19 protein-coding genes are annotated in these 19,812 nt (G+C 62.4%); 5 read left to right on the forward strand and 14 right to left on the reverse strand.

Translation table 11 applies throughout. The features are described from left to right. Positions 1 to 40: 40 nt before the first annotated feature. Both GJB56_RS09535 and GJB56_RS09540 read left to right on the forward strand, forming a co-directional pair. On the forward strand, positions 41 to 1,900 hold the full coding sequence (locus GJB56_RS09535) for a DUF4012 domain-containing protein (protein ID WP_113684148.1): 1,860 nt from the start codon (positions 41 to 43) through the stop codon (positions 1,898 to 1,900). A 182-nt stretch (positions 1,901 to 2,082) separates the two neighbouring features. Then, on the forward strand, positions 2,083 to 3,114 hold the full coding sequence (locus GJB56_RS09540) for an iron-siderophore ABC transporter substrate-binding protein (protein WP_113684149.1): 1,032 nt from the start codon (positions 2,083 to 2,085) through the stop codon (positions 3,112 to 3,114). 36 nt (positions 3,115 to 3,150) lie between these two features. Here GJB56_RS09540 and GJB56_RS09545 read toward each other — a convergent pair whose 3' ends face one another. The 6 genes from GJB56_RS09545 to GJB56_RS09570 all read right to left on the reverse strand — a co-directional run bounded on the left by GJB56_RS09545 (position 3,151) and on the right by GJB56_RS09570 (position 10,517). Then, entirely contained in the window at positions 3,151 to 3,654 is a 504-nt protein-coding gene (locus GJB56_RS09545; RefSeq protein ID WP_020908019.1) for a GbsR/MarR family transcriptional regulator, read from the reverse strand. A gap of 574 nt (positions 3,655 to 4,228) precedes the next feature. Next, complete coding sequence (locus GJB56_RS09550) at positions 4,229 to 5,482, reverse strand: hypothetical protein (protein WP_092763496.1); 1,254 nt, start codon at positions 5,480 to 5,482, stop codon at positions 4,229 to 4,231. A gap of 34 nt (positions 5,483 to 5,516) precedes the next feature. Continuing rightward, positions 5,517 to 7,541 carry an ArnT family glycosyltransferase gene (locus tag GJB56_RS09555; RefSeq protein ID WP_113684150.1) on the reverse strand — a complete coding sequence of 675 codons (2,025 nt, stop codon included), beginning with the start codon at positions 7,539 to 7,541 and terminating at the stop codon, positions 5,517 to 5,519. Positions 7,542 to 7,634: 93 nt separating this feature from the next. Then, the gene (locus GJB56_RS09560; RefSeq protein ID WP_113684151.1) at positions 7,635 to 8,147 is read right to left on the reverse strand and encodes a GNAT family N-acetyltransferase; all 513 of its coding nucleotides are present in this window, start codon (positions 8,145 to 8,147) and stop codon (positions 7,635 to 7,637) included. Positions 8,148 to 8,270: 123 nt separating this feature from the next. Continuing rightward, complete coding sequence (locus GJB56_RS09565) at positions 8,271 to 9,575, reverse strand: HNH endonuclease signature motif containing protein (protein WP_113684152.1); 1,305 nt, start codon at positions 9,573 to 9,575, stop codon at positions 8,271 to 8,273. Positions 9,576 to 9,623: 48 nt separating this feature from the next. Beyond that, on the reverse strand, positions 9,624 to 10,517 hold the full coding sequence (locus tag GJB56_RS09570) for a dihydrodipicolinate synthase family protein (protein WP_113684153.1): 894 nt from the start codon (positions 10,515 to 10,517) through the stop codon (positions 9,624 to 9,626). A gap of 71 nt (positions 10,518 to 10,588) precedes the next feature. On the opposite strand from GJB56_RS09570, the gene GJB56_RS09575 reads away from it, so the two are divergent. Next, on the forward strand, positions 10,589 to 11,497 hold the full coding sequence (locus GJB56_RS09575; protein ID WP_042952068.1) for a LysR family transcriptional regulator: 909 nt from the start codon (positions 10,589 to 10,591) through the stop codon (positions 11,495 to 11,497). Between the two features lie 6 nt (positions 11,498 to 11,503). On the opposite strand, the gene nadC is transcribed toward GJB56_RS09575, so the two are convergent. From nadC to nadA, 3 genes are read right to left on the reverse strand one after another with little or no spacing between them, the layout of a single operon-like run. Further along, entirely contained in the window at positions 11,504 to 12,376 is an 873-nt protein-coding gene (nadC, locus tag GJB56_RS09580; RefSeq protein WP_003941805.1) for a carboxylating nicotinate-nucleotide diphosphorylase, read from the reverse strand. After that, entirely contained in the window at positions 12,376 to 13,947 is a 1,572-nt protein-coding gene (locus tag GJB56_RS09585; protein WP_113684154.1) for an L-aspartate oxidase, read from the reverse strand. The genes nadC and GJB56_RS09585 overlap by 1 nt, the downstream gene beginning before the upstream one ends. Continuing rightward, positions 13,944 to 14,981 carry a quinolinate synthase NadA gene (gene nadA, locus GJB56_RS09590; protein WP_020908027.1) on the reverse strand — a complete coding sequence of 346 codons (1,038 nt, stop codon included), beginning with the start codon at positions 14,979 to 14,981 and terminating at the stop codon, positions 13,944 to 13,946. Before nadA ends, GJB56_RS09585 begins: the two co-directional genes overlap by 4 nt. 102 nt (positions 14,982 to 15,083) lie before the next feature. Between nadA and GJB56_RS09595 the strand changes: the two genes are divergently transcribed. After that, positions 15,084 to 15,812, forward strand: a complete 729-nt coding sequence (locus tag GJB56_RS09595; RefSeq protein ID WP_007733069.1) for an NUDIX hydrolase — start codon at positions 15,084 to 15,086, stop codon at positions 15,810 to 15,812. A gap of 14 nt (positions 15,813 to 15,826) precedes the next feature. Here GJB56_RS09595 and GJB56_RS09600 read toward each other — a convergent pair whose 3' ends face one another. Both GJB56_RS09600 and GJB56_RS09605 read right to left on the reverse strand, forming a co-directional pair. Continuing rightward, positions 15,827 to 16,159, reverse strand: coding sequence for an SDR family NAD(P)-dependent oxidoreductase (locus tag GJB56_RS09600; RefSeq protein ID WP_029255524.1), 333 nt, complete (start codon positions 16,157 to 16,159; stop codon positions 15,827 to 15,829). A gap of 110 nt (positions 16,160 to 16,269) precedes the next feature. After that, the gene (locus GJB56_RS09605; protein ID WP_019748809.1) at positions 16,270 to 16,872 is read right to left on the reverse strand and encodes a TetR/AcrR family transcriptional regulator; all 603 of its coding nucleotides are present in this window, start codon (positions 16,870 to 16,872) and stop codon (positions 16,270 to 16,272) included. An 83-nt stretch (positions 16,873 to 16,955) separates the two neighbouring features. Here GJB56_RS09605 and GJB56_RS09610 point away from each other — a divergent pair, with 83 nt between their 5' ends. Next, complete coding sequence (locus GJB56_RS09610) at positions 16,956 to 17,786, forward strand: SDR family NAD(P)-dependent oxidoreductase (RefSeq protein ID WP_020908030.1); 831 nt, start codon at positions 16,956 to 16,958, stop codon at positions 17,784 to 17,786. Between the two features lie 28 nt (positions 17,787 to 17,814). Here the strand turns inward: GJB56_RS09610 and GJB56_RS09615 are convergent, their stop codons facing one another. From GJB56_RS09615 to bioB, 3 genes are read right to left on the reverse strand one after another with little or no spacing between them, the layout of a single operon-like run. Further along, the gene (locus tag GJB56_RS09615; RefSeq protein ID WP_019748811.1) at positions 17,815 to 18,405 is read right to left on the reverse strand and encodes a DUF2567 domain-containing protein; all 591 of its coding nucleotides are present in this window, start codon (positions 18,403 to 18,405) and stop codon (positions 17,815 to 17,817) included. Between the two features lie 11 nt (positions 18,406 to 18,416). After that, positions 18,417 to 18,629 (reverse strand): biotin synthase auxiliary protein BsaP, encoded by a 213-nt coding sequence (gene bsaP / locus GJB56_RS09620; protein WP_195849616.1) that lies wholly within the window; start codon positions 18,627 to 18,629, stop codon positions 18,417 to 18,419. 8 nt (positions 18,630 to 18,637) lie between these two features. Next, positions 18,638 to 19,651: a biotin synthase BioB gene (bioB, locus tag GJB56_RS09625; RefSeq protein ID WP_024487821.1), complete on the reverse strand. Its 1,014-nt coding sequence runs from the start codon at positions 19,649 to 19,651 to the stop codon at positions 18,638 to 18,640. Between the last annotated feature and the right edge of the window lie 161 nt (positions 19,652 to 19,812).

A 19,812-nucleotide genomic window follows, 5' to 3' on the forward strand; every position in this document is an offset into this window, starting at 1 on the left:
ACGCAGCTTTCACGCACTCAAACGTCAGGAGCTTCAGCGGATGAACAACGACACGGTGGGACCAAAGTCCGACGACGATTCCGGGGCTGAACCGAGCGGCTCCAACACCATCCCACCGAGGGGCCCGGAGCGCGAAACGAAGAGGACGGTCACACTGCCGGGAGGCCGTCGAACTGCACTCGCAATCACGGGAACGGCACTGGTGGTGGGCGGTTTCGTGGCCTGGCTCGGGTACACGGCATACGAGGCGAAAGACAACCTTGAAGCAGCTCGCGACCATGCACAATCGGCGAAGAGTGCACTTCTGGCCGGGGATACCGGGGTCGCAGAGTCCGCCGCGGCGGAAGCCGATCGAAATGCATCCGCAGCGTACGACAACACCCATTCACTCCCCTGGAACATCGCCGCCGCAATTCCGGTCATCGGGTCGCCCTTCGACACGACGCGTCAGATGACCGAGGTCGTTCAGGGACTCACGCGTGACGTTCTCGGTCCCGCTGTCACTGTCGGAACTTCACTCGCACCAACGGAATTGGTCCAGCCTGGTGGACGCTTGGCACTCGCACCGTTACGCGAAGCGGAACCGAAATTGGCCGAAACAGCTATCGCCGCGGAATTGCTGTCGTCGCAGGCACAGGAAGTTCGCGAATCGAAGTACCTGGGCCGAGTTAACGATGCCAGAGCAGAATTGCAGTCGCAGACAAGCGAACTGGCTACCCTCCTGACGAACACCGCCACCGCGGCGCGCATCGCACCGGCGATGCTCGGCACCGACGGACCGCGCAATTACTTCATCGGTTTCCAGACCAATGCCGAAGCCCGAGGAACCGGCGGTCTGTTGGGTGGATACGGCATCGTCCGAGTCGACAACGGCGCCGCTCGGGTGGACACGCTCTCCCCCAACTCCGAACTAACACTGGACAATCAACCGATAGACCTTGGTCCTGACTTCAACCAGCTGTACGGAAACAGTCGCCCGACCACCGATTCTCGCAACAGCAACCTCAGCTCGCACTTTCCCTACGCAGCGCAGATCTGGCAGTCCCTGTGGTCACAGGAGTCCGGGGGTGAGATGGTCGACGGTGCGATAGCGACCGATCCGATCGCCCTGAGTTACATCCTCGAAGCGGTAGGACCGATCAAGATGCCCGACGGAGAGTCGGTCACCGCCGACAACGTCGTGGAACTGACCGAGTCGACTGCGTACGCTCGCTTCCCTTCCGACAACAAGGCACGAAAGCAGTATCTGCAGACAATCGCAGCTCGTGTCGTGGAGAAGATGACCGGGAACATCAAGTCGCCGAGCGCACTGCTGGAAGCTCTGGGCAAGGGCGTCAGCGAGGGCAGAATCGCCGTGTGGAGCTCTCACCCCGACGAACAATCGGTTCTCGCCGACACCGTCCTCGGGCACACCATTCCCGATGATGCCGCTCCGTACGCCGGTGTGGTGATCAACAACCAAGCCGGTAACAAGCTCGACTACTACCTCACACGAGAAATCGCCTACACAGCCCAGACGTGCACCGGCGACACCCGAAAGACAACGGTCACCGTTCGACTGACAAACAACGCGCCCGACGCCGACCTGACCGAATATGTCAGCGGGATCGTCGACAACCCCGGACGACTACCCAAGGGCACCAACGTGGCTGCAGTCACACTGCTGGCAACGACCGGCGCCAAACTCGACGCAGTCTCCGTGGGCGGGCAGATTTCGTTTGCCGTCAACGGAACCGAACAGGGCCACCCGGCATTCATGACAAGGGCCGTCATTCCGCGAGGGCAGACCGTAGAGCTGAAGTTCGATCTGACCGAGCCCACAGCCGAGGGCGAAGCCCGTGTCCCTGTCCAGCCGCTGGTCGACGAGCCGAAGATCACGGTCGACGTGCCTACCTGCTGAGCCTGACCGGCAAACGCCGACGGATCCCCCTGTCATGTCGGCGTTTGCCGCCTCGTGAACTTTCAAGAGATTTGAAACTTTGGCAAAGGCTAGCCTATGCTTCCTGACGCGCCTGGAACCGGCCGTCGGCTGCGATCCGTCGGAGTCTCACTCCTCGGCGCATCGACAACGGAAGGTTCCCCATGCGATACGCCCGTGTGCGCTCACTTCGCCGAACTGTGGCCCTGAGCGGATTGGTCATTGCCGCCCTGGTAATCGGCGGATGCAGTAACAACGACACCGCAACCGAATCAAGCAGCAGCGACTTCGAAACCGTCACCATCGAAAGTGCGCTCGGAAACGCCGTCATCACCGAAAAGCCCGAGCGAATCGTGACTCTCGGCATGGGGTCGGCGGAGACCGTGATCGCGCTCGGCACGATCCCCGTCGGCGTCGAAAAGTACGCATGGGGCAGCGACGACACCGGATATCTGCCGTGGGTGCACGAAGCGGTCACGAAGCAGGGTGGCGAACTGTCAGAGCAGTTCACCGGCGGCACCGACCTCAACATCGAAGCGATCATCGCCCTCGAGCCCGACCTGATCCTCGCCCCCTGGTCCGGCATCACCCAGCAGCAGTTCGACTCACTGAACGCGTTCGCGCCGACCGTCGCCTACGCCGAGAGTCCGTGGACCATCACGTGGGAAGACCAGATCAACGTCATCGGCAAAGCCATGGGCGAATCCGAGAAGGCGACAGCCGAAATCGACAAGATCAAGTCGCAGTTCGCGGAATCGACTGAAGCACATCCGAACTACGCCGACGTCAGCTTCTCCTTCATCTACAACACGGGCCCAGGAACCCTCGGCGTCTTCTTCGCCGAAGAGCAGCGCGTGGCCATGGTCCGCGCACTCGGCTTGCAGGTGGATCCCGTCGTCTACACCTTGACGGAATCTGAAGGAACAGACTCCGCCGTCATCGGCCTCGAGAACGCAAACCTCCTCGACAAGTCCGACCTGCTCTTCACCTTCTACTCGGACCCGGCCAATCGGGCCGAGATCGAAGCGCAGCCCGCCTACAAGGCCATCCCCGCTGTGGCTCGGGGAACTGTCATCGCTCCGACCGAACAGCCCTTCGTCACCGGTTCCTCGATGATCAACCCTCTGACCGTGCCCTGGTCGCTCGAGCGCTACGTGCCGATGATCGACGAGGCAATCGCAAAGCTGAACAAGTGATGTAGATCAGCATCGCGCGATCGAGAAGCCCGCGTCCTATTCGGATGCGGGCTTCTTGCCGTCGCGTTGGGCTTTGAATCGCATCCACTCGCTACTCAACATTCGATTGTCGATGATCCACCCCATGTAATCGCGCATGTTGAGGACACGAATGTAGGCGGGGCCGTTGGGATTTGCGTACTGCAGTGCTTCAGTCGCGAGTTTGCGTTGATTCTCGAGATACACGTGCTCTGTTTCGAGGAATCCGCCCCACACGTCGGAATCCATGACGTAGTAGTGAGTCCGATCCCGAGGCTTGCGCGTGAGCTTGACGAACCCCCGGTCGATCAACCGGCGAATGTAAGTGGACACCGATCCGCGACTGGCGCCCAGTGCCTGCGCCAACTCTTCGGCACTGACCCCTGGCGACTCGCTGATCAACAAATAGCCCGCAATGCGTCCCTCGATGCGAGCTCCACCACCGGACTGCCAGTACACTGAGAACTGGTCAATGAACCACGTGGAGAAGTCGTCACCGCGAGCAGGGCTGGCATCGCCCATTCGTTGAGCCTCCGACGTCACTCGACAACAAGAACATTGACTTCCGATTCTGCCAGCTGATGCCTACACCCACGCATTCCGCGTCGCCGCAGGGTCGCCCGAGAAGTCGTGCGCTGTGAAGTCGGCACACGTCACCGTCGTCGCCGACCCATTCGGCTCGCGGACTTGGACGACCATCGAGCTCACCGAATCACCAAGAGGCGAAGCCTGAATGGCCCGGGCGGTCAACGAAGCCGAGTCGCGCGGGTCGGTATCCACGACGCACAGATCGAGGCGGACATTTCGCGATTCACTATCAAACGATCCGCCGCCGACTGTCAATCCAGTAGGTAACTCGGATGCTCGTGAGCGCAGTGCGTCAGCCAATGCCGCCTCCACAATGGGGGCTCCTGGGCACTCTGAACCTGCAGAAAGACCACCGGATGGTGTCGCCCGCGAGGGTGACGATTGCTCCAGATCGACTGTGCATCCCACGAGTCCGATCGAGGAAGCCATGCCTACTACGCAAATCAACAGACGCCACCGACCAATTTCCCCTGCCATTCGCGACACGGTAACCGAGACGCGTCCACTACTACCGCGAAATCAACAATCCTGGTGTAGTTGCGATGAACTCGAGCTCTTCGATCGTCAAAGGCGACGCCGATGTGGAGCCAGCCGATGTCACGAACTGGGTCACCACTACTGTTTCGCCGGAGGGGTGAACAACCCGGACCGTGTCATCGCCCGAGCCATCGGGATCGACCAGGCGAGTCACCGTGGTGGCGTTGGGCAACGTCAGGATCGCGCCTGGTTCCGGGACGGCCGTACCAATCGATATTTCGACATCACCGCGGCCGTCCGATGTCGAGACGACGATTCGTTCGCACGCCCCTCCCCGTCCGTAGTCATCCGGAACCAGCGAACCGAGCGGGCGTTCCAAAGTGACCTCTTCTGCGCCGAGATCCTTCCAACGTGCATCGAGCAACTGATTCAGTCGGTCGATATCCATGCGCGTCGCAGGTGGACCGGCATTCACGGAATCGGTGTAGCAGGATGCCATCGGTGGCGGCGTCGAGTCTGGGACCGGCTCAGTCACAGCGAGCCCGGGCGCTGTCGCGACCGCGATCAGTTCGTCCATCGTCAAAAGCGGACCAGTATCCGTCGAAGTGCCGGTCGACGTGTCGATGCTCGCAACAACTCTGGATCCGTCACCGAGATACGCGACTACACCGCGCTCGCCCCCGACTTCCGAACCGTCTTTGTCTTCGAAATCTGCTCGGTCCTCGAAATCTGCGATGTCGAGTACCGTTCCGTTCGCGAGATACTCCCGCCGATCCACCAGCCCCTCCAGGCACGGTGGCACCGGCTGATCCCATGCACGAACCTGAACCGAGATATCCGCAGTCCGCCCGACGCGAGTCAAGGTTCCCTTCGCCGACGTCGAACCGCTGAACTCGATCGGGTCGACCCCGTCGGGAAACGAAACGCCACGGTAATTCTGGATCGGCGCGAACTCGAGCGATTTCGATGGACTCGCAAATGCAACGTCGACATCGGAAGGCAACGATTCGAGTAGTGCGTCGCTCATGGCGGTGGCCTTCGGTCCCGAGAACCATGGATAGTCCGGGTCGTCATAACCGGGCTCACCGGTAAAACCGTAGTTGATGCGCACCGGCGGACCTGGCGATTCCACCGACTCGCAGCCGGGAATCGACGTGCCCGTGCCCTCGTTCGTCACCGCTGCGACAACAGTTCCCAATGCGACGATCGAGACGATCACCAGCCCGTCGCGCCAGGTCCATTGTTCGCGGCGACGGTTCGACTCGTGTGCGGTGCGCCCAGACATTTCTCGATCATTGCCTACGACAACAACTACGTCGCTATCCGACATACCCGCTGAGGTCGTAGATCGTGGAATTTCCCACCGTTGTCGACGAGAAATTCGCTTCGACCCATTCCTGAATAGCACTCGACGTACTGTCCCCGCCTTGGCTGTCTTTCGGGCTTCCGCCCTGGCCACTGGCGATGTAATAGTGGATCTCGCCGTCTGCCACGTACTCGATGAACTGGTCCAGCGTCGGTGCGGGATCAGAACTCCAACCGCCGATCGCCATCACCGCAGTATCGCTGGCCAACTCGTAGGTTGCTGCGCTTTGCGATCCGTTGGTCGCGGCCGACCACGTGGTGCCCGCATTGACCAACATTGCCGTCAACTCGGAAGTACTTTCGCTACCACTGCTTGTTCCTGGCCCACTCGTTGTTCCTGGCCCACTCGCCGTCGGATTACTGCTCGCGTCATCAGAGTTCGGCAGAGCCCCACCGTCTCCCTGCCCTTGGCCCCCACTCATGCCTCCTCCCCCGCCCATTCCGGAGTCGGACACGGCGCCGGTTGGTCCTGCCGTCGGGATGGACCCACCATGCGCTGTAGCGGCAGTGGCAATCGCGTAAGACGCCGAACCGGTTATCCCTGCCAACGACCCGATGATCAATCCAGCGACAGCGAGCTTGCGAAATCGACCCTTGGCTTCCACCAGAACCAGGATCGCGCCGACGACAGTGCCCGCCAACAGAATCCACTTCAGCATCGGCAGCCATTCGGCATTGCGGTGCAACAACACCCAGCTCCAAATTCCTGCGGCCAGCATCATCGCTGCCAAGCCGCAGCGTCCGATCCAGCGGGCACGCACCAACCACAGGGCGTATCCACCGACGCCGATCATCCCCGCAACAGCAGGCGTCAGCGCAACTGTGTAATAGGGGTGGATCGTTCCGGACATGTAGCTGAAGATCAGGCCGGTAGCGAGAAACCAACCACCCCACAGGATCAACGACGCACGGAGAAGATCTGTGCGCGGTGCACGCCCACGGGCGAGGAGTCCGAACACCAACGCGATCAGTGCCGCAGGAATCAGCCAGGAAATCTGGATACCCATCTCGCTGCCGAACAGCCGATCGAGTCCGGCACTTCCCCCAAAGCTGGAACCTGCACTGCCACCAGCCATTCCACTACTACCACCGGACATTCCGCCACCGGTCTTCCCGAAAAGTCGACCCAATCCGTTGTATCCCAGTACCAAGTCCATGACGCTGTTGTTGGTCGATCCGCCGATGTACGGGCGAGAATCAGCGGGCCACAGCCACACTGCCAACACCCACCACCCAGCCGATATGACAACGGACGCAGCACCGATCACCAGGTGGAACAGGCGAGTCCGCAAGCGCACCTGTCCGGCAATCAAATACGCGGCACCAAATGCAGGCAACACCATCAGCCCTTGCAACATCTTGGTGAGAAAAGCGAAGCCCAGCGCGACTCCGGCGAGCGCCACCCACATTGCGGCTCGTCGACCCACCGCCGTGCTCATGGCGCGAATCACGAAGTAGCCGGCGAGAGTCATGAGCAGAACAAGCAATGCATCGGGATTGTCGAACTTGAACATCAGGGCGGCAGCGGGCGTAGCTGCCAACACAGCTCCCGCCACAAGACCCGCAGCCGGCGTCGCCACTCGTTTGACGGCCGCATACACGAGCGCAACCGATCCGACGCCCATCAACGCCTGCGGAACAAGAAGGCTGGCACTCGAAAATCCGAAGATTCGTCCGGACAGACCCATGACCCACAATGAAGCGGGCGGTTTGTCGACAGTGATGAAATTCGAGGTATCGAGGGAACCGAAGAACCACGCTTTCCAATTCTGGGAGCCGGCCTGCGCCGCCGCAGCGTAGAAGGTGTTGGCGTAGCCACTCGCGGTCAAATTCCACAAATACAAGACCGCCGTTGCTGCCAACAGGATCGTCAGCGCCAATCCTGTACGGCGAGTGCGGAACCACGACGGCGAGGGCTCGGCTCGATGGGCAGTTGGTGTCGGCCGCTGAGGCGGGGCCGGATGCAGAACGGCGGTCATCAGGAAGTCCCTTCGCGAGTTACTGTCCTGCCAACGATCGCGCGTTCAACCCCGGCGGCACTGGGAGCCGGCTGGAAAGTTGCTGTGAATGAATCAGGTCAGGGAACGCTCGAACAGCACGACGCTGAACCAACCGTTGTCGACAACATCTCCGAAGTCACGACGCCCTACCTCGGCGAAACCCGCGTCTCGGTAATAACGGCGCAACCGCACGTTCGTTTCGACACAATCGAGCCGCAAGTACTGCGCGTCCTCCTCCGCGGACCGTCGATGGGCCCAGACGAGTAAGCGTTCTCCCAACGAGTTGCCCGAGAATTCTCGATCGATAACCAATCCGTGCACGTAGCCGGCAGGCTCGTTCGAATCGGGCCAGACCACGGGGTCTGACCAGATCAACCGCAGGGCGCCGACAATCCTTGACTGCGCCCGGTCTCGCGCAACAAAGAACTCCCCTCTCGAAATCTGCTCCACGACCTGCTCGACAGACACTTCACGCGGGCGCCACTGGATGATTCCGCGTTCTGCCAACCAGTCTTCTGCCGCGTGCCGCAGCGCCAGAATCTTCGGCCCATCGCTCTCGACCGCTTGCACAACGTCCACAACCATATGACCTCCCCCATATCTGCAGCCGTTCACAACACCACGGCCTCCAGGCCCCAACCCGGATGTATCTCCGAGTTGAAGCCTATCGACGTGAAGTTGTGTACCTGAACGGGTGTCACCACTCAGTCAGGTTTTGAAGGTGGTGTTTGCCGGCCTGGGGTGCTGGCCGGGGTCGATCGAGGGCGGTGGGATGAACCACGGTTTGTTGTCGACGCCGATGCGGATCACCCATTTCCCGACGAACCCGGATTTTCGGTGCATCAGCCGGTGATGTGAACGGCACAGCAGGACAAGGTTGTTCATCACGGTCGGGCCGCCGTTGGCCCAGTGCCGGATATGGTGCGCATCCGTCCAGGCCGGTACACATGTGCAGCCGGGGAAGGAGCAGCCTTTGTCTCGGGCGATCAGCGCCACTCGCTGCTCCGCGGTGACCAACCGTTTCCCGGGTTTCGCATCCAACGGAGCCCCGTGACCGTCGAGCAGCACAGTGGACAGGAAACAATCGCAGCCGAGAAGCCTGGTCTGCGATACCGACAGCGGTCCGAGCCACGGCATGTGCCCGACATCAAGATCCGACACAGCCACTCCACCACCATCGGGCGAGGGTGCGGCGGCGCAGTCCCGATGCTCAGCCAGATCACGGACGTTGATGTGCACGTTCACGTGCGGACGCTGACCACCGTCGGTGCCGGTTTTGGCGCAATCGAGGTAGCGGCGGATCAGTTCGGTGAACCCGTCCGCGGTCCGCTTCGCCGCCGACCGAGAATCCGGGGTTCCATCGGGTGCCGGGGTGGGCATCGTCAGATTCGACAACGCCGACAACAACATTTCCCCGGTGAGAGCATCGAAATCACCGCGCACCACCACCCGACCGTTCAACGTCGACGCGATCCGCAACTCATTCCGATCCACATCCTCGGCAGGCGGAATCTCATCCGATTCGAACACTCGCTCCAAGGTCGCGATCACATTCCGGATCTTCGTGGTCGTCGCCTCCACGCCCGACGCGGCAGCCAACAACAAGTCGATACAGCGAGGGAGCGCCTCCTCCGGCATCCCCTTCGGTGGTGATTCGCAGAACGCCACGATCAACACGGCATGATCGAACGAGCAGTCCCCGACATCGAACCGAGCTGCCACCGCCGGAAAAGGCCGCAGCGCCGCACCCAGGGCGGCGATCTTCTTCCCATCCCGAACCTGCAGCATCGTGTTCGCCGCCAACCAGCACCCCACCCCGCGGCTCGCGATCACCTGATCATCCGGCCGCAACGACAACTCGTCCACCACCGCCACCCGAACAGCCTCGAGACGCAGAATCTCCGCACTCGCCGACACCGCAGCTGCACGCAACTCAGCAGCAGACAACCGCCACAGACGTCCGCGCAACCCCACCGCAGAACCAGACACCACATCCGACAACAGAACACTCATTGAATCCCCCGATCCCCACCCCAGACAATACTCGAACACTCGTTCGAGTCAAGAGTGGTAGACCTCGAGCGCCCGCGCTACCGATTCGTCACTCGCAGGCAGCAACGGCAGTCGCACATGGGGAGTCGGAATCTGCCCCAATGCATGCAACACGCCCTTGATGACAGTCGGGTTCGATTCGGAAAAGAGAGCTCCTGACAGCGTCGACAACCGTCGCCCAAGATCGCGAACACTGCCCACATCTCCACTGTCCCAAGCCTTCACCAGGCGCACGAACTCGGCGGTCGACAGATGAGCGGACGCCAAGATTCCGCCTGACGCACCCAAGGCCAGAAGCGGCGCGAGGAACAGATCATCCCCCGCCAGCACGGCGAAGTCGTCCGGAAGATCCGCGAAGAGTTCGACGGCAGCTGCGTCGATACCGCCCGCGGCATACTTCACACCAACTACCCCGGGCAAATCACCCAGCTCCCGCAAAGTGCCGCTGTCCAGATCGCACGCAGTTCGGTACGGCACGTGATAGACGATCAGCGGCACGCGGCTCGACGACTGCAGATGCGCGAAATGCGCCACCACACCGGCTTTCGACGGCCTCGTGAAGGAGGGAACCGGCACCAAGGCCGCCGAGACGTCAGGCCACCGAGTCAGCCTCCCGAGCGCCTGCGCACTGCCCGCCGTGTCGTTGCTACCCGCGCCCACGATCAACGTCGCACCTCTCGCACGGCACACGCTCGCACAGATATCCAGAACGGTCACTCTCTCTTGCTCGGTGAGGGTTACGGTTTCCGCTGTAGTCCCCAGTGCAACGAGTCCGACCGCACCGTCGGAGAGGACCTGGTGCGCAAGCTGTTCGAGTGCGTCGGTTGCAACACGACCGTCGCTCTCGAAGGGCGTGATCAGTGGTACATGGATTCCGGCCAGGTCAACTCGAGTCGTAGTCATAGAACTCAGCCTCACCGAACAGACCTTGTAGGTCTAGTTCGCATTTCCATCGTCGAGCGTAAGCTGAGCTGATGCTCGATGTTCGTCGACTGAAGCTATTGCGCGAACTAGCGCTGCGCGGAACCATCGTTGCCGTTGCCGAGGCGCTGTCGTTCAGTCCCTCCGCGGTGTCGCAGCAATTGGCCGTCCTCGAACGTGAAGCCGGCGTGCCGCTGCTGGAACGAACAGGCCGTCGCGTCCGCCTCACGCCGGCCGGTGAGAACCTCGCACGTCATGCCGAAGTCATCCTGCAACGCCTGGAGCAGGCGTCGGGTGAATTGGTCGACGCGCGTCGTGGACTGGCGGGGCCGCTGCGCATCGGAACGTTCCCGACCGCCGCACGGGCGATCCTCCCGCCGGCATTGATCGCCCTCTCTCGCGAGCATCCCGGGTTGGAACCGATGGTTTCGGAGATCGACCCAGCGGACGTCGCCGACGCCCTACGAGCTGGGAATCTGGACTTGGCGTTGATTCACGACTACGACTTCGTCCCTCGTCCCAGCGAACCGGGCCTGACAGCGTTGCCTCTGTGCAGCGAATCGGTCTATCTGGCGTCGAACGACACCGCTACAGATCCCGACAGCACCATTACCGCGCTGACCCACTGCGTGGAGCAGCACTGGATTACTGCGATCCCCGGAACTGCTTGTCATGCAATGACCATTCGCGCGTGCCAAGCGGCCGGGTTCACCCCGAAAGTGCGACACCACATCGACGAGTTCGCCACCGTTCTCGCCCTCGTCGCTGCAGGGCAGGGCGTTTCACTGGTCCCGGAACTCGGAGCCATCCATCCGCCACTCGGAGTGCGCCTGACGCCGATGCCCATTCGACGAAGGACCAAGATCGCACACCGAGCCGGCTCCGACGCTCACCCGGCGGTCGCAACCGTGACAAGCGCGCTTCGCTCGGCCGTCCCGCAACTGCTGGACGCCGAGCGATAGCGGCACCTACATGTCGAGCCCGAGGTCGAGCACTGTCACCGAGTGCGTCAAGGCACCTACAGCGAGGTAGTCGACGCCGGTTCGGGCGTACTCTGCGGCAACGTCGATGGTGAGACCACCGGATGACTCGAGCTTGGTTTCGGGGGCAACAGCGTCTCGGCGTTGGACCGCGATCTGCGTCTGCCACAGCGGGAAGTTGTCCAGCAGAACAAGTTCCACGTTCTCCGCCAGCACCTGGTCGAGCTGAGTGAGGTTGTCGACCTCGACTTCGCACTCGATGTCCGGGGCGAGCTCACGGACCGCACGAAGTGCTGCGACCACCGAACCGGCAGCGGCAACGTGGTTGTCCTTGATCAACGCCGCGTCACCCAATCCCATGCGGTGGTTGACGCCTCCGCCCACGTGGACTGCATATTTCTGCAGAGAACGCAGTCCGGGCAGTGTCTTTCGGCTGTCCCGCACTTTGGCATGAGTGCCGGCGATGGCGTCGACCCACTGCGACGTCGCCGTGGCGATTCCCGAGAGATGGCAGACGAGGTTGAGCATCGTCCGCTCTGCCGTGAGAAGGCCGCGGGTGGGCGCGACGACGGTGAGCACCGATTGACCTGGCGCAACCCGAGTTCCATCGGCCACCCGATCAACGACCTCGTAGTTACCCGCGCCGATCACCTCGTCGAGAACAAGCAGTCCGACGTCGATGCCGGCGACAGTACCCGAGGAGCGTGAGACGACCGAAGCCTTCGCGACCGCATCGGCGGGAACCGTTGCGGTAGAAGTGATATCAGGGCCATAGCGCAGATCCTCGTCCAGAGCGAGCCTGACCAACGTGAGCAGTTCGTCACGGTCGAGCGGCGCGGGCAGGATCTTCTGCTCGGTCATCAATGAACTCCTGTCAACAACATGTCTAGTATTTCGAGCGCTCCATCGGCACTCATCTTGATCCGAGTGCTGCGACGCTGATTCGGATCTGTTTCAGGATAGTCGGTGCGGGTGTGACAGCCTCGGCTCTCGGTTCGTGCCACGGCTACATCGACCAACGCTGTCGCGGTCAGTGTGAGCGCCGCGTCTTCGAGGTCCCCAGCAGCCACCGCCACTGTCTGATCGGCGTCGGCAAGCGCGGCTCGCGCAGTCAGGAGACCGCCTCCGTCGCGAACCACCGACGCGTGTGCTGTCATGACGGACTGCACAGTCTCTCGTGGGAGGATCGGCATCGGCTTGCGCACCACGTTGACCACTTCGGCATGAACCTCGCGACGCTCGGCAGCTGCGATTCCGGCACGCTCCCCGACCACCAAACCCTCGAGAAGGCTGTTGGACGCAAGACGATTCGCGCCGTGCAATCCCGTGCGAGCCACTTCGCCGGCTGCGTAGAGTCCAGGCACTCCCGTTCGTCCATGGACGTCGGTGGCGACTCCACCGCACGAGTAGTGCGCGGCCGGAGCGACCGGAATGAGTTGGGTGCGTGGATCGATGCCCGCTTCGAGACAGGATGCGGTGATCGTCGGGAACCGCGAATCGAAGCCGTCGAGCTTGCGGGCGTCGAGGTAGACGTGATCGGTGCCGAGATCTCGTAGGCGTGCTGCGATTGCGCGCGAGACCACGTCACGCGGGGCGAGATCACCCAGCGGATGAACACCTGCGGTGACCGAATCGCCGTTGGTGTCGACAAGAATCGCACCTTCGCCGCGGACCGCCTCACTGATCAAGGGCCGGCGACCTACTCCACCCGGAGTGAAGAGGACCGTCGGATGGAACTGAACGAATTCCAGATCCGCAATTGCCGCACCTGCTTCGAGCGCCAACGCGATTCCGTCGGCAGTTGCGCCGGGCGGATTTGTACTGCAGGCATACAGCTGACCGAGTCCACCGGTAGCGAGCAGTACCGCGGGCGCATGGATCACTCCGAGCCCTTCCGGCGAGGAGACAATGAGTCCACACACCCCGCGCCGGTTGGTCACCACCTGGACTGCCGCTGCACCGAACAGAACGGGGAGGCCGGCAGCGTTGAGAGCCCGCTGCACTTCCGCGCCCGTGGCGTCGCCGCCCGCATGGATGATCCGACGCGTGCTGTGCCCACCCTCGCGGGTGCGCGACACCTCGCCGTCTCGCCCGCGATCGAAGACCGCGCCCAACGCGGCCAGCGCCGCAACTGCGTCGTGACCAGCTTCGACGATGGAATAGACGGCTTCCTCGTCGCACAAGCCGACGCCGGCCTCACACGTATCCGCAACGTGCGACTCGACGGAATCCGTATTCAGATCGTCGACGACTGCGATGCCGCCCTGCGCGTACTGAGTCGAGGTGTCCGTCGGACCACCCTTGCTGACCGTGAGTACTTTCAGCCCCCGCAGAGAAGCGGTGCGCGCAGCGGTGAGGCCCGCGACACCGCCTCCCACGACGACCAGGTCGGCATGAGCCTCCCAGGCGAAACGCCCGGCAGGGCTGGTCACTCGCCGCCGCCCGGATTACCGATCTCGATCATGCGCTGCACCGATTTCTGCGCACGCTTGGCCATCTCGAGATCGACGTGGACCTCGTCCTTGCCCTCGAGAAGGCAGCGAAGCAACGCGGCAGGCGTGATCATCTTCATGTACGGGCACGACGCGCGGTCGTTGACGGCCTGGAAATCGACGTCGGGCGCTGCCTTGCGCAACTGGTGCAGCATCCCGATCTCGGTGGCGACCAGAACCTGCTTGCTCTTGGTGACGCGGGCAGCGTCGAGCATTCCGCCGGTGGAGAGGATCTTGACCTTGTCCGCGGGGACCGCGCCTTCACCGGCGAGGTACAGAGCCGAAGTAGCGCAACCGCATTCAGGGTGCACAAAAAGCTCGGCATCGGGGTGAGCCTTGGACTTCGCCGTCAACTCGTCACCGTTGATACCCGCGTGGACGTGGCATTCACCGGCCCAGATCTGCATGTTGGTGCGGCCTGTGACGCGTTTGACGTGAGCTCCGAGGAACTGGTCCGGGAGGAAGAGAACTTCCCGGTCGGGATCAATCGAGTTGACCACGTCGACGGCATTGGACGACGTGCAGCAGATGTCGGTGAGACCTTTCACCTCTGCCGTCGTGTTCACGTACGACACCACCAGAGCGTTCGGGTTGTCGGCCTTCCACTCACGAAGCTGCTCGGCATTGATCGAGTCGGCCAGAGAGCAGCCGGCACGCTCGTCCGGGATCAGCACGGTCTTGGACGGCGACAGGATCTTCGCGGTCTCGGCCATGAAGTGCACACCGCAGAAGACAATCGTGTCCTCGGGCGCCTCGGCAGCGATTCGCGAAAGCGCCAGGGAGTCGCCGACATGATCGGCGACGTCCTGAATCGCAGGCAGCTGGTAGTTGTGCGCAAGAATCGTCGCGCCGCGTTCGCGAGCCAGACGTTTGATCTCAGCGGCCCACTCGGGGGTCGCTTCGACTCCGTTGTATCCGCCGGGGCCGTCGTGAATCTGCGAGGCCGATCCCTCCCATAACGTCGTGGTCGTCATGGCGTTCTCCTTCACCGTGAACCCGGGCTCGTCACCCAGTTCAAATCCGGACGGGCTGGCCCGGATTTCCGTATTCGAGGTTTTCGACTTAGGATCGAAAACGTGCCCAATAGTAACACCACCCACGAAGTGCTTGCAGCGGTGTTCCAAGTTCGCACCTTCCCCGCAAGCATCGCCGCAGGTGACGGCGATCACTGCCCACAAGGGCGTGAAGAGTTGGCCGTGCTGCTGTGGCAGCGCGCACTCAACCCGCAGAAAGGCACATGGTCACTGCCCGGGGGCACTTTGCGCGACGACGAGGACCTGACGACCTCCGCTCGACGACTCCTCGCCGAGAAGGTCGACCTACGAAAGGTCGCCCACCTCGAGCAACTCTCCGTCTTCAGTGATCCACAACGAGTGCCGGGCCCGCGCCGCATCGCGTCGACCTTCCTCGGACTCGTTCCCCTCAGCGCCGACCCACAACTTCCACCCGACACGGCCTGGCACCCCGTTTCGAAGTTGCCGGAGATGTCGTTCGACCACGGAACCGTCGTACGGCACGCGCGTAATCGACTGGCTGCAAAACTCTCCTACACCAACATCGCATTCGGGCTGGCTCCCGAAGAGTTCGCGATGTCGACGCTGCGTGAAATCTACTGCGCTGCACTCGGTTACCAAGTCGACGCAACCAACTTGCAACGCGTACTGGGTCGCCGAGGCGTACTGACTCCCACCGGCAACACCGCACCGTCCGGCAAGTCGGGCGGACGCCCACCGGCCCTGTACCGCTTCACCGACTCCACCTTGCGAGTCACCGACGAGTTCGCTGCACTGCGTCCCCCGAGCTGACGTCGATCAGGTTCTCAGGCAACGGCTTCGAAACTTCCGCGTTGCAGCCACGCCGAGGTCACCGCGCCGGCCGGATCGATGACCCGATTGATTGCGCCGAACCGCGTCGTCACCCGATCGAGAATCCGATCGGCCTGCCAACGATCCGTCGGATCAGCGACTATCGCAAAGAAGCGATGGGTCGGTTTTCCCGCCATGATGCGCACCAATTCTGTCACCGTCCGCGCAGTGACCGCCACGCTCCAACCGGCGTCGAGAAACTCGGTGGCGATACGCGCACCGTGCTCGAATCCGATGTCCGTGACAAGTACAACTCCCCTGTTCGGGGCGATCTCCGAAACGCTCATTGCGAAACCTCCACTCGGAATCAAACTTCTTGACTCCCATGTAAGTCCGAAATCTTGTGGCTCCCTTGTGTTGGTTCTGTGAGAACTCTGGGGATTCCGCGCCCCACACATCAGGCAGATCGAGACAGCCCCGCCCAGAAGACCGTCGAGGCCGCGTTCACGACATCGCCGACCGGCACGTCGCCCAACATTCCGCCCGCGGCCAGCGTCGCGACGCCATGGAACGTCGCAAAGGCAACCAGCGCAATACTTTCCGGATCGCCGGCGGCAATGTCACCCGCAGCCTGCGCTTCCGATACGAGCCGAACGGTCAGATCCATCGTCGCGTGCCCCGCGTTCACGACAGTCTCGGCCGCACCGGGTGCATGCTTGTTGCTGTACATCAGAGACAACAGGCCCGGATGCTCGAGCGCAAAATCCACATAGGCGTTGGCGAGCGAGGAGAACCGGGCTTTCGCGGTCGGCGGCGCCTCCGAAACTGCTCGCTCGAGTGCACCGGTCATCCGATGGAATCCGCTTTCAGCCAAGGCGTCGAGCAAAGCCTGACGGTCGCGAAAATGCTTGCCAGGGGCCGCGTGACTGACGCCCGCCTCGCGCGCAAGCTGCCGCAGCGACAACTTGTCGACGCCATCACGCTCGAGGGTCGCTTCAGCTGACGCCAGGAGTTCCTGTCGCAGGCTGCCGTGGTGGTACGGCTGTTCGTGGGCGGGCATGGTGGCACCATATCAAAATGTTGTCATTGACAACTATGGTGTCAGTGCCTACATTTGGGATCACCCGAACCGAAGGAGCCACCATGGCCATCGACGTAGCCGGAACCACCGTCCTCATCACCGGAGCCAGCGCTGGGCTCGGAGTGGAATTCGCTCACCGCTTCGCCGCTCGCGGTGCAAATCTGGTTCTCGTCGCCAGGCGGGCAGATCGCCTCGAAGCCCTCGCTACCGAACTCCGCGTCGCCCACGGCATCACAGTCACAGTTCTGCCTGCCGACCTGGCGGCGCCCGGCGTCGGCGCAACACTGCACCAGGAGCTGACAAACCGTGGCATCACCGTCACCTCGCTGATCAACAACGCCGGATTCGGAACACACGGAGCATTCGTGGACGAAGATCTCGAGCGCGTCACGTCCGAAATTCAGCTCAACATCGCCACGCTGGTCGAACTGACGCACACCTTCCTGCCCGATCTCCTGGGCGGACGTGGAGCGCTCGTCAACATCGCGAGCACGGCGTCGTTCCAGCCGACCCCTGGCATGGCCGTCTACGGCGCGTCCAAGGCTTTTGTACTCAACTTCACCGAAGCACTCTGGGCAGAAGCTCGCGGCAGCGGATTGACCGTATTGGCGGTGTGCCCCGGCCCGACACGAACCGAGTTCTTCGACGTCGTCGGCTCCGAAGATGCTGCGGTCGGGCGAATGCAGACGGCAACTCAGGTGGTGGATACAGCTTTCCGGGCACTGGATCGACGCAACGCACCGCCGACAGTCGTATCAGGTTTGCCGAATTGGGTGTCCTCGATCAGCACTCGCTTCGCAACCCGCCGGTTGGGAGCGTTGATTTCGGGTCGACTGTTGGGTGACGTGCGAATGAAGTCCGCAGCGAACCGCCCGTCGACGTCGGCGGTATAGAGAAGCGTCGGCTGTATAGAAGCAACGGCTACGGGAGTTTCGGCTGGACCTCGTCGTCGGTCTGTTCGGCCTCGGTGGCCGGATCTCCAGATTCCGGATCCCCAGATTCCGGGTGGTCCCCCACACCGAGGTCGTCGTACGGATTGAGCACTGCGAGAACCAAAGTCACGACGCACGCCGCAAGCGGCTGAAACAGAAGCACGAGCAACGTGCCGATGTTCGGTGCACGCGCGATGATCTCCCCGACCGCCGGATTGTCGGCGGTGGGGAAACGCAGTTTTGTCACGCCCGAACCCACGAGTGCCATCAGTCCGGCACCTGCCGCCGAGCCGACTATCAACCCGCCCAGGGCATACGGGCCTCGACTCAGACGCGCCAACCACGCCGCTACTGCCGACAGCACACCGACGATCAGTGCCAGCCAGATGAACACAGCACTCGCGTCGAACTGATGGAGGCTCTCACCCGTCAACGCGACGCCGCGCCCCTCGGACACCACCAACAGGTGCTCGGCCGGAGCCAAGAACGCCCACACCACACCGACGAGCACGCTCACGCCCGCAGTGGTTGCGGCGATCACGATCGCGGTGCGCAGACGAGTCTGCCGAAGAGAGATCACACAGAGTGACGCTACCTGCGGGCGGCGTCGATCGAGTCGACGACACCGTGTCGGGAGCATTTCGCCCACCATCCGTCAGGGCTGACCTGAACGATCATGCGGCGCCCGCACTGCTCGCAGAAGCGAGGCGGCTCTAGCCCCATCGACGCCGCAGTCGGCGTCGGATCGTCGACACCGCCGACGATCCGACGCCCGGTGAACGGGTTGTACCGCTCCTCGGTCATCGGAGTGCTCACAGAGTGTCGTTCAGTGCTTTGATCGGCATCTGCAGATCCACCAACAAATCCAGATCCTTCTCGGCGGGACGCCCGAGGGTGGTCAGGTAGTTGCCGACGATGACGGCGTTGATTCCGCCGAGGATGCCCTGCTTGGCACCCAGATCGCCGAGAGTGATCTCGCGTCCACCCGCGAAGCGCAGGATCGTGCGGGGCAGCGCGAGACGGAATGCCGCCACGGACTTGAGCGCCTCGCTGGCGGGCAGCACATCCAGATCCCCGAAGGGGGTGCCGGGACGCGGGTTGAGGAAGTTGAGCGGGACCTCGTCCGGCTCGAGTTCAGCCAAGTTCGCGGCAAATTCTGCGCGCTGCTCCAATGATTCACCCATACCGAGGATTCCGCCGCAGCACACTTCCATGCCTGCTTCGCGAACCATCCGAAGCGTGTTCCACCGCTCTTCCCACGAGTGTGTGGTCACGACGTTCGGGAAATGCGACTTCGAGGTCTCCAAGTTGTGGTTGTACCGGTGCACACCCATGGCGGCCAGTTGGTCGACCTGTTCCTGGGTCAGCATGCCGAGCGAGCAGGCTATCTGGATGTCGACCTCATTGCGGATCGCCTCGATACCTGCCGCTACCTGAGCGAGCAACCGGGCGTCAGGTCCGCGGACGGCGGCCACGATGCAGAACTCGGTGGCGCCCGACTTCGCAGTCTGCTTGGCAGCTTCCACCAGGCTCGGGATGTCCAACCAGGCCGCGCGAACCGGCGACTGGAAGAGTCCGGACTGCGAGCAGAAATGGCAGTCCTCGGGGCAACCGCCCGTCTTGAGGCTGATGATGCCCTCGACCTCGACCTCCGGTCCACACCATTTCATACGCACATCGTGGGCGAGAGCCAGCAGGTCTTCGAGCCTGTCGTCGTCGAGTCGGAGTACGTCGAGCACCTGGCTTTCGGTCAGGCCAACTCCTCTTTCGAGAACTTGCTCACGCGCCTGGTCGAGGATGTCGACCGTCGCAGGGGCCGTGCTAATCGGGGGCGGGGTCACAGACGTCTCCTTCGAAACCAGCAAAATTGAACACCGTACAAGTTGAACGGTGTTCACGTTAGAGACGTGGTGGAATACTGTCAAAGGCGGGTCCGATCGACATCCGATCGCGAGCGCCCCACAGCGGGACGAAACGAGGGGAACAA

Origin of the sequence: Rhodococcus sp. AQ5-07 (assembly GCF_009707305.1) — a bacterium.
In the GTDB taxonomy this organism is placed as follows: Bacteria; Actinomycetota; Actinomycetes; order Mycobacteriales; family Mycobacteriaceae; genus Rhodococcus_F; species Rhodococcus_F erythropolis.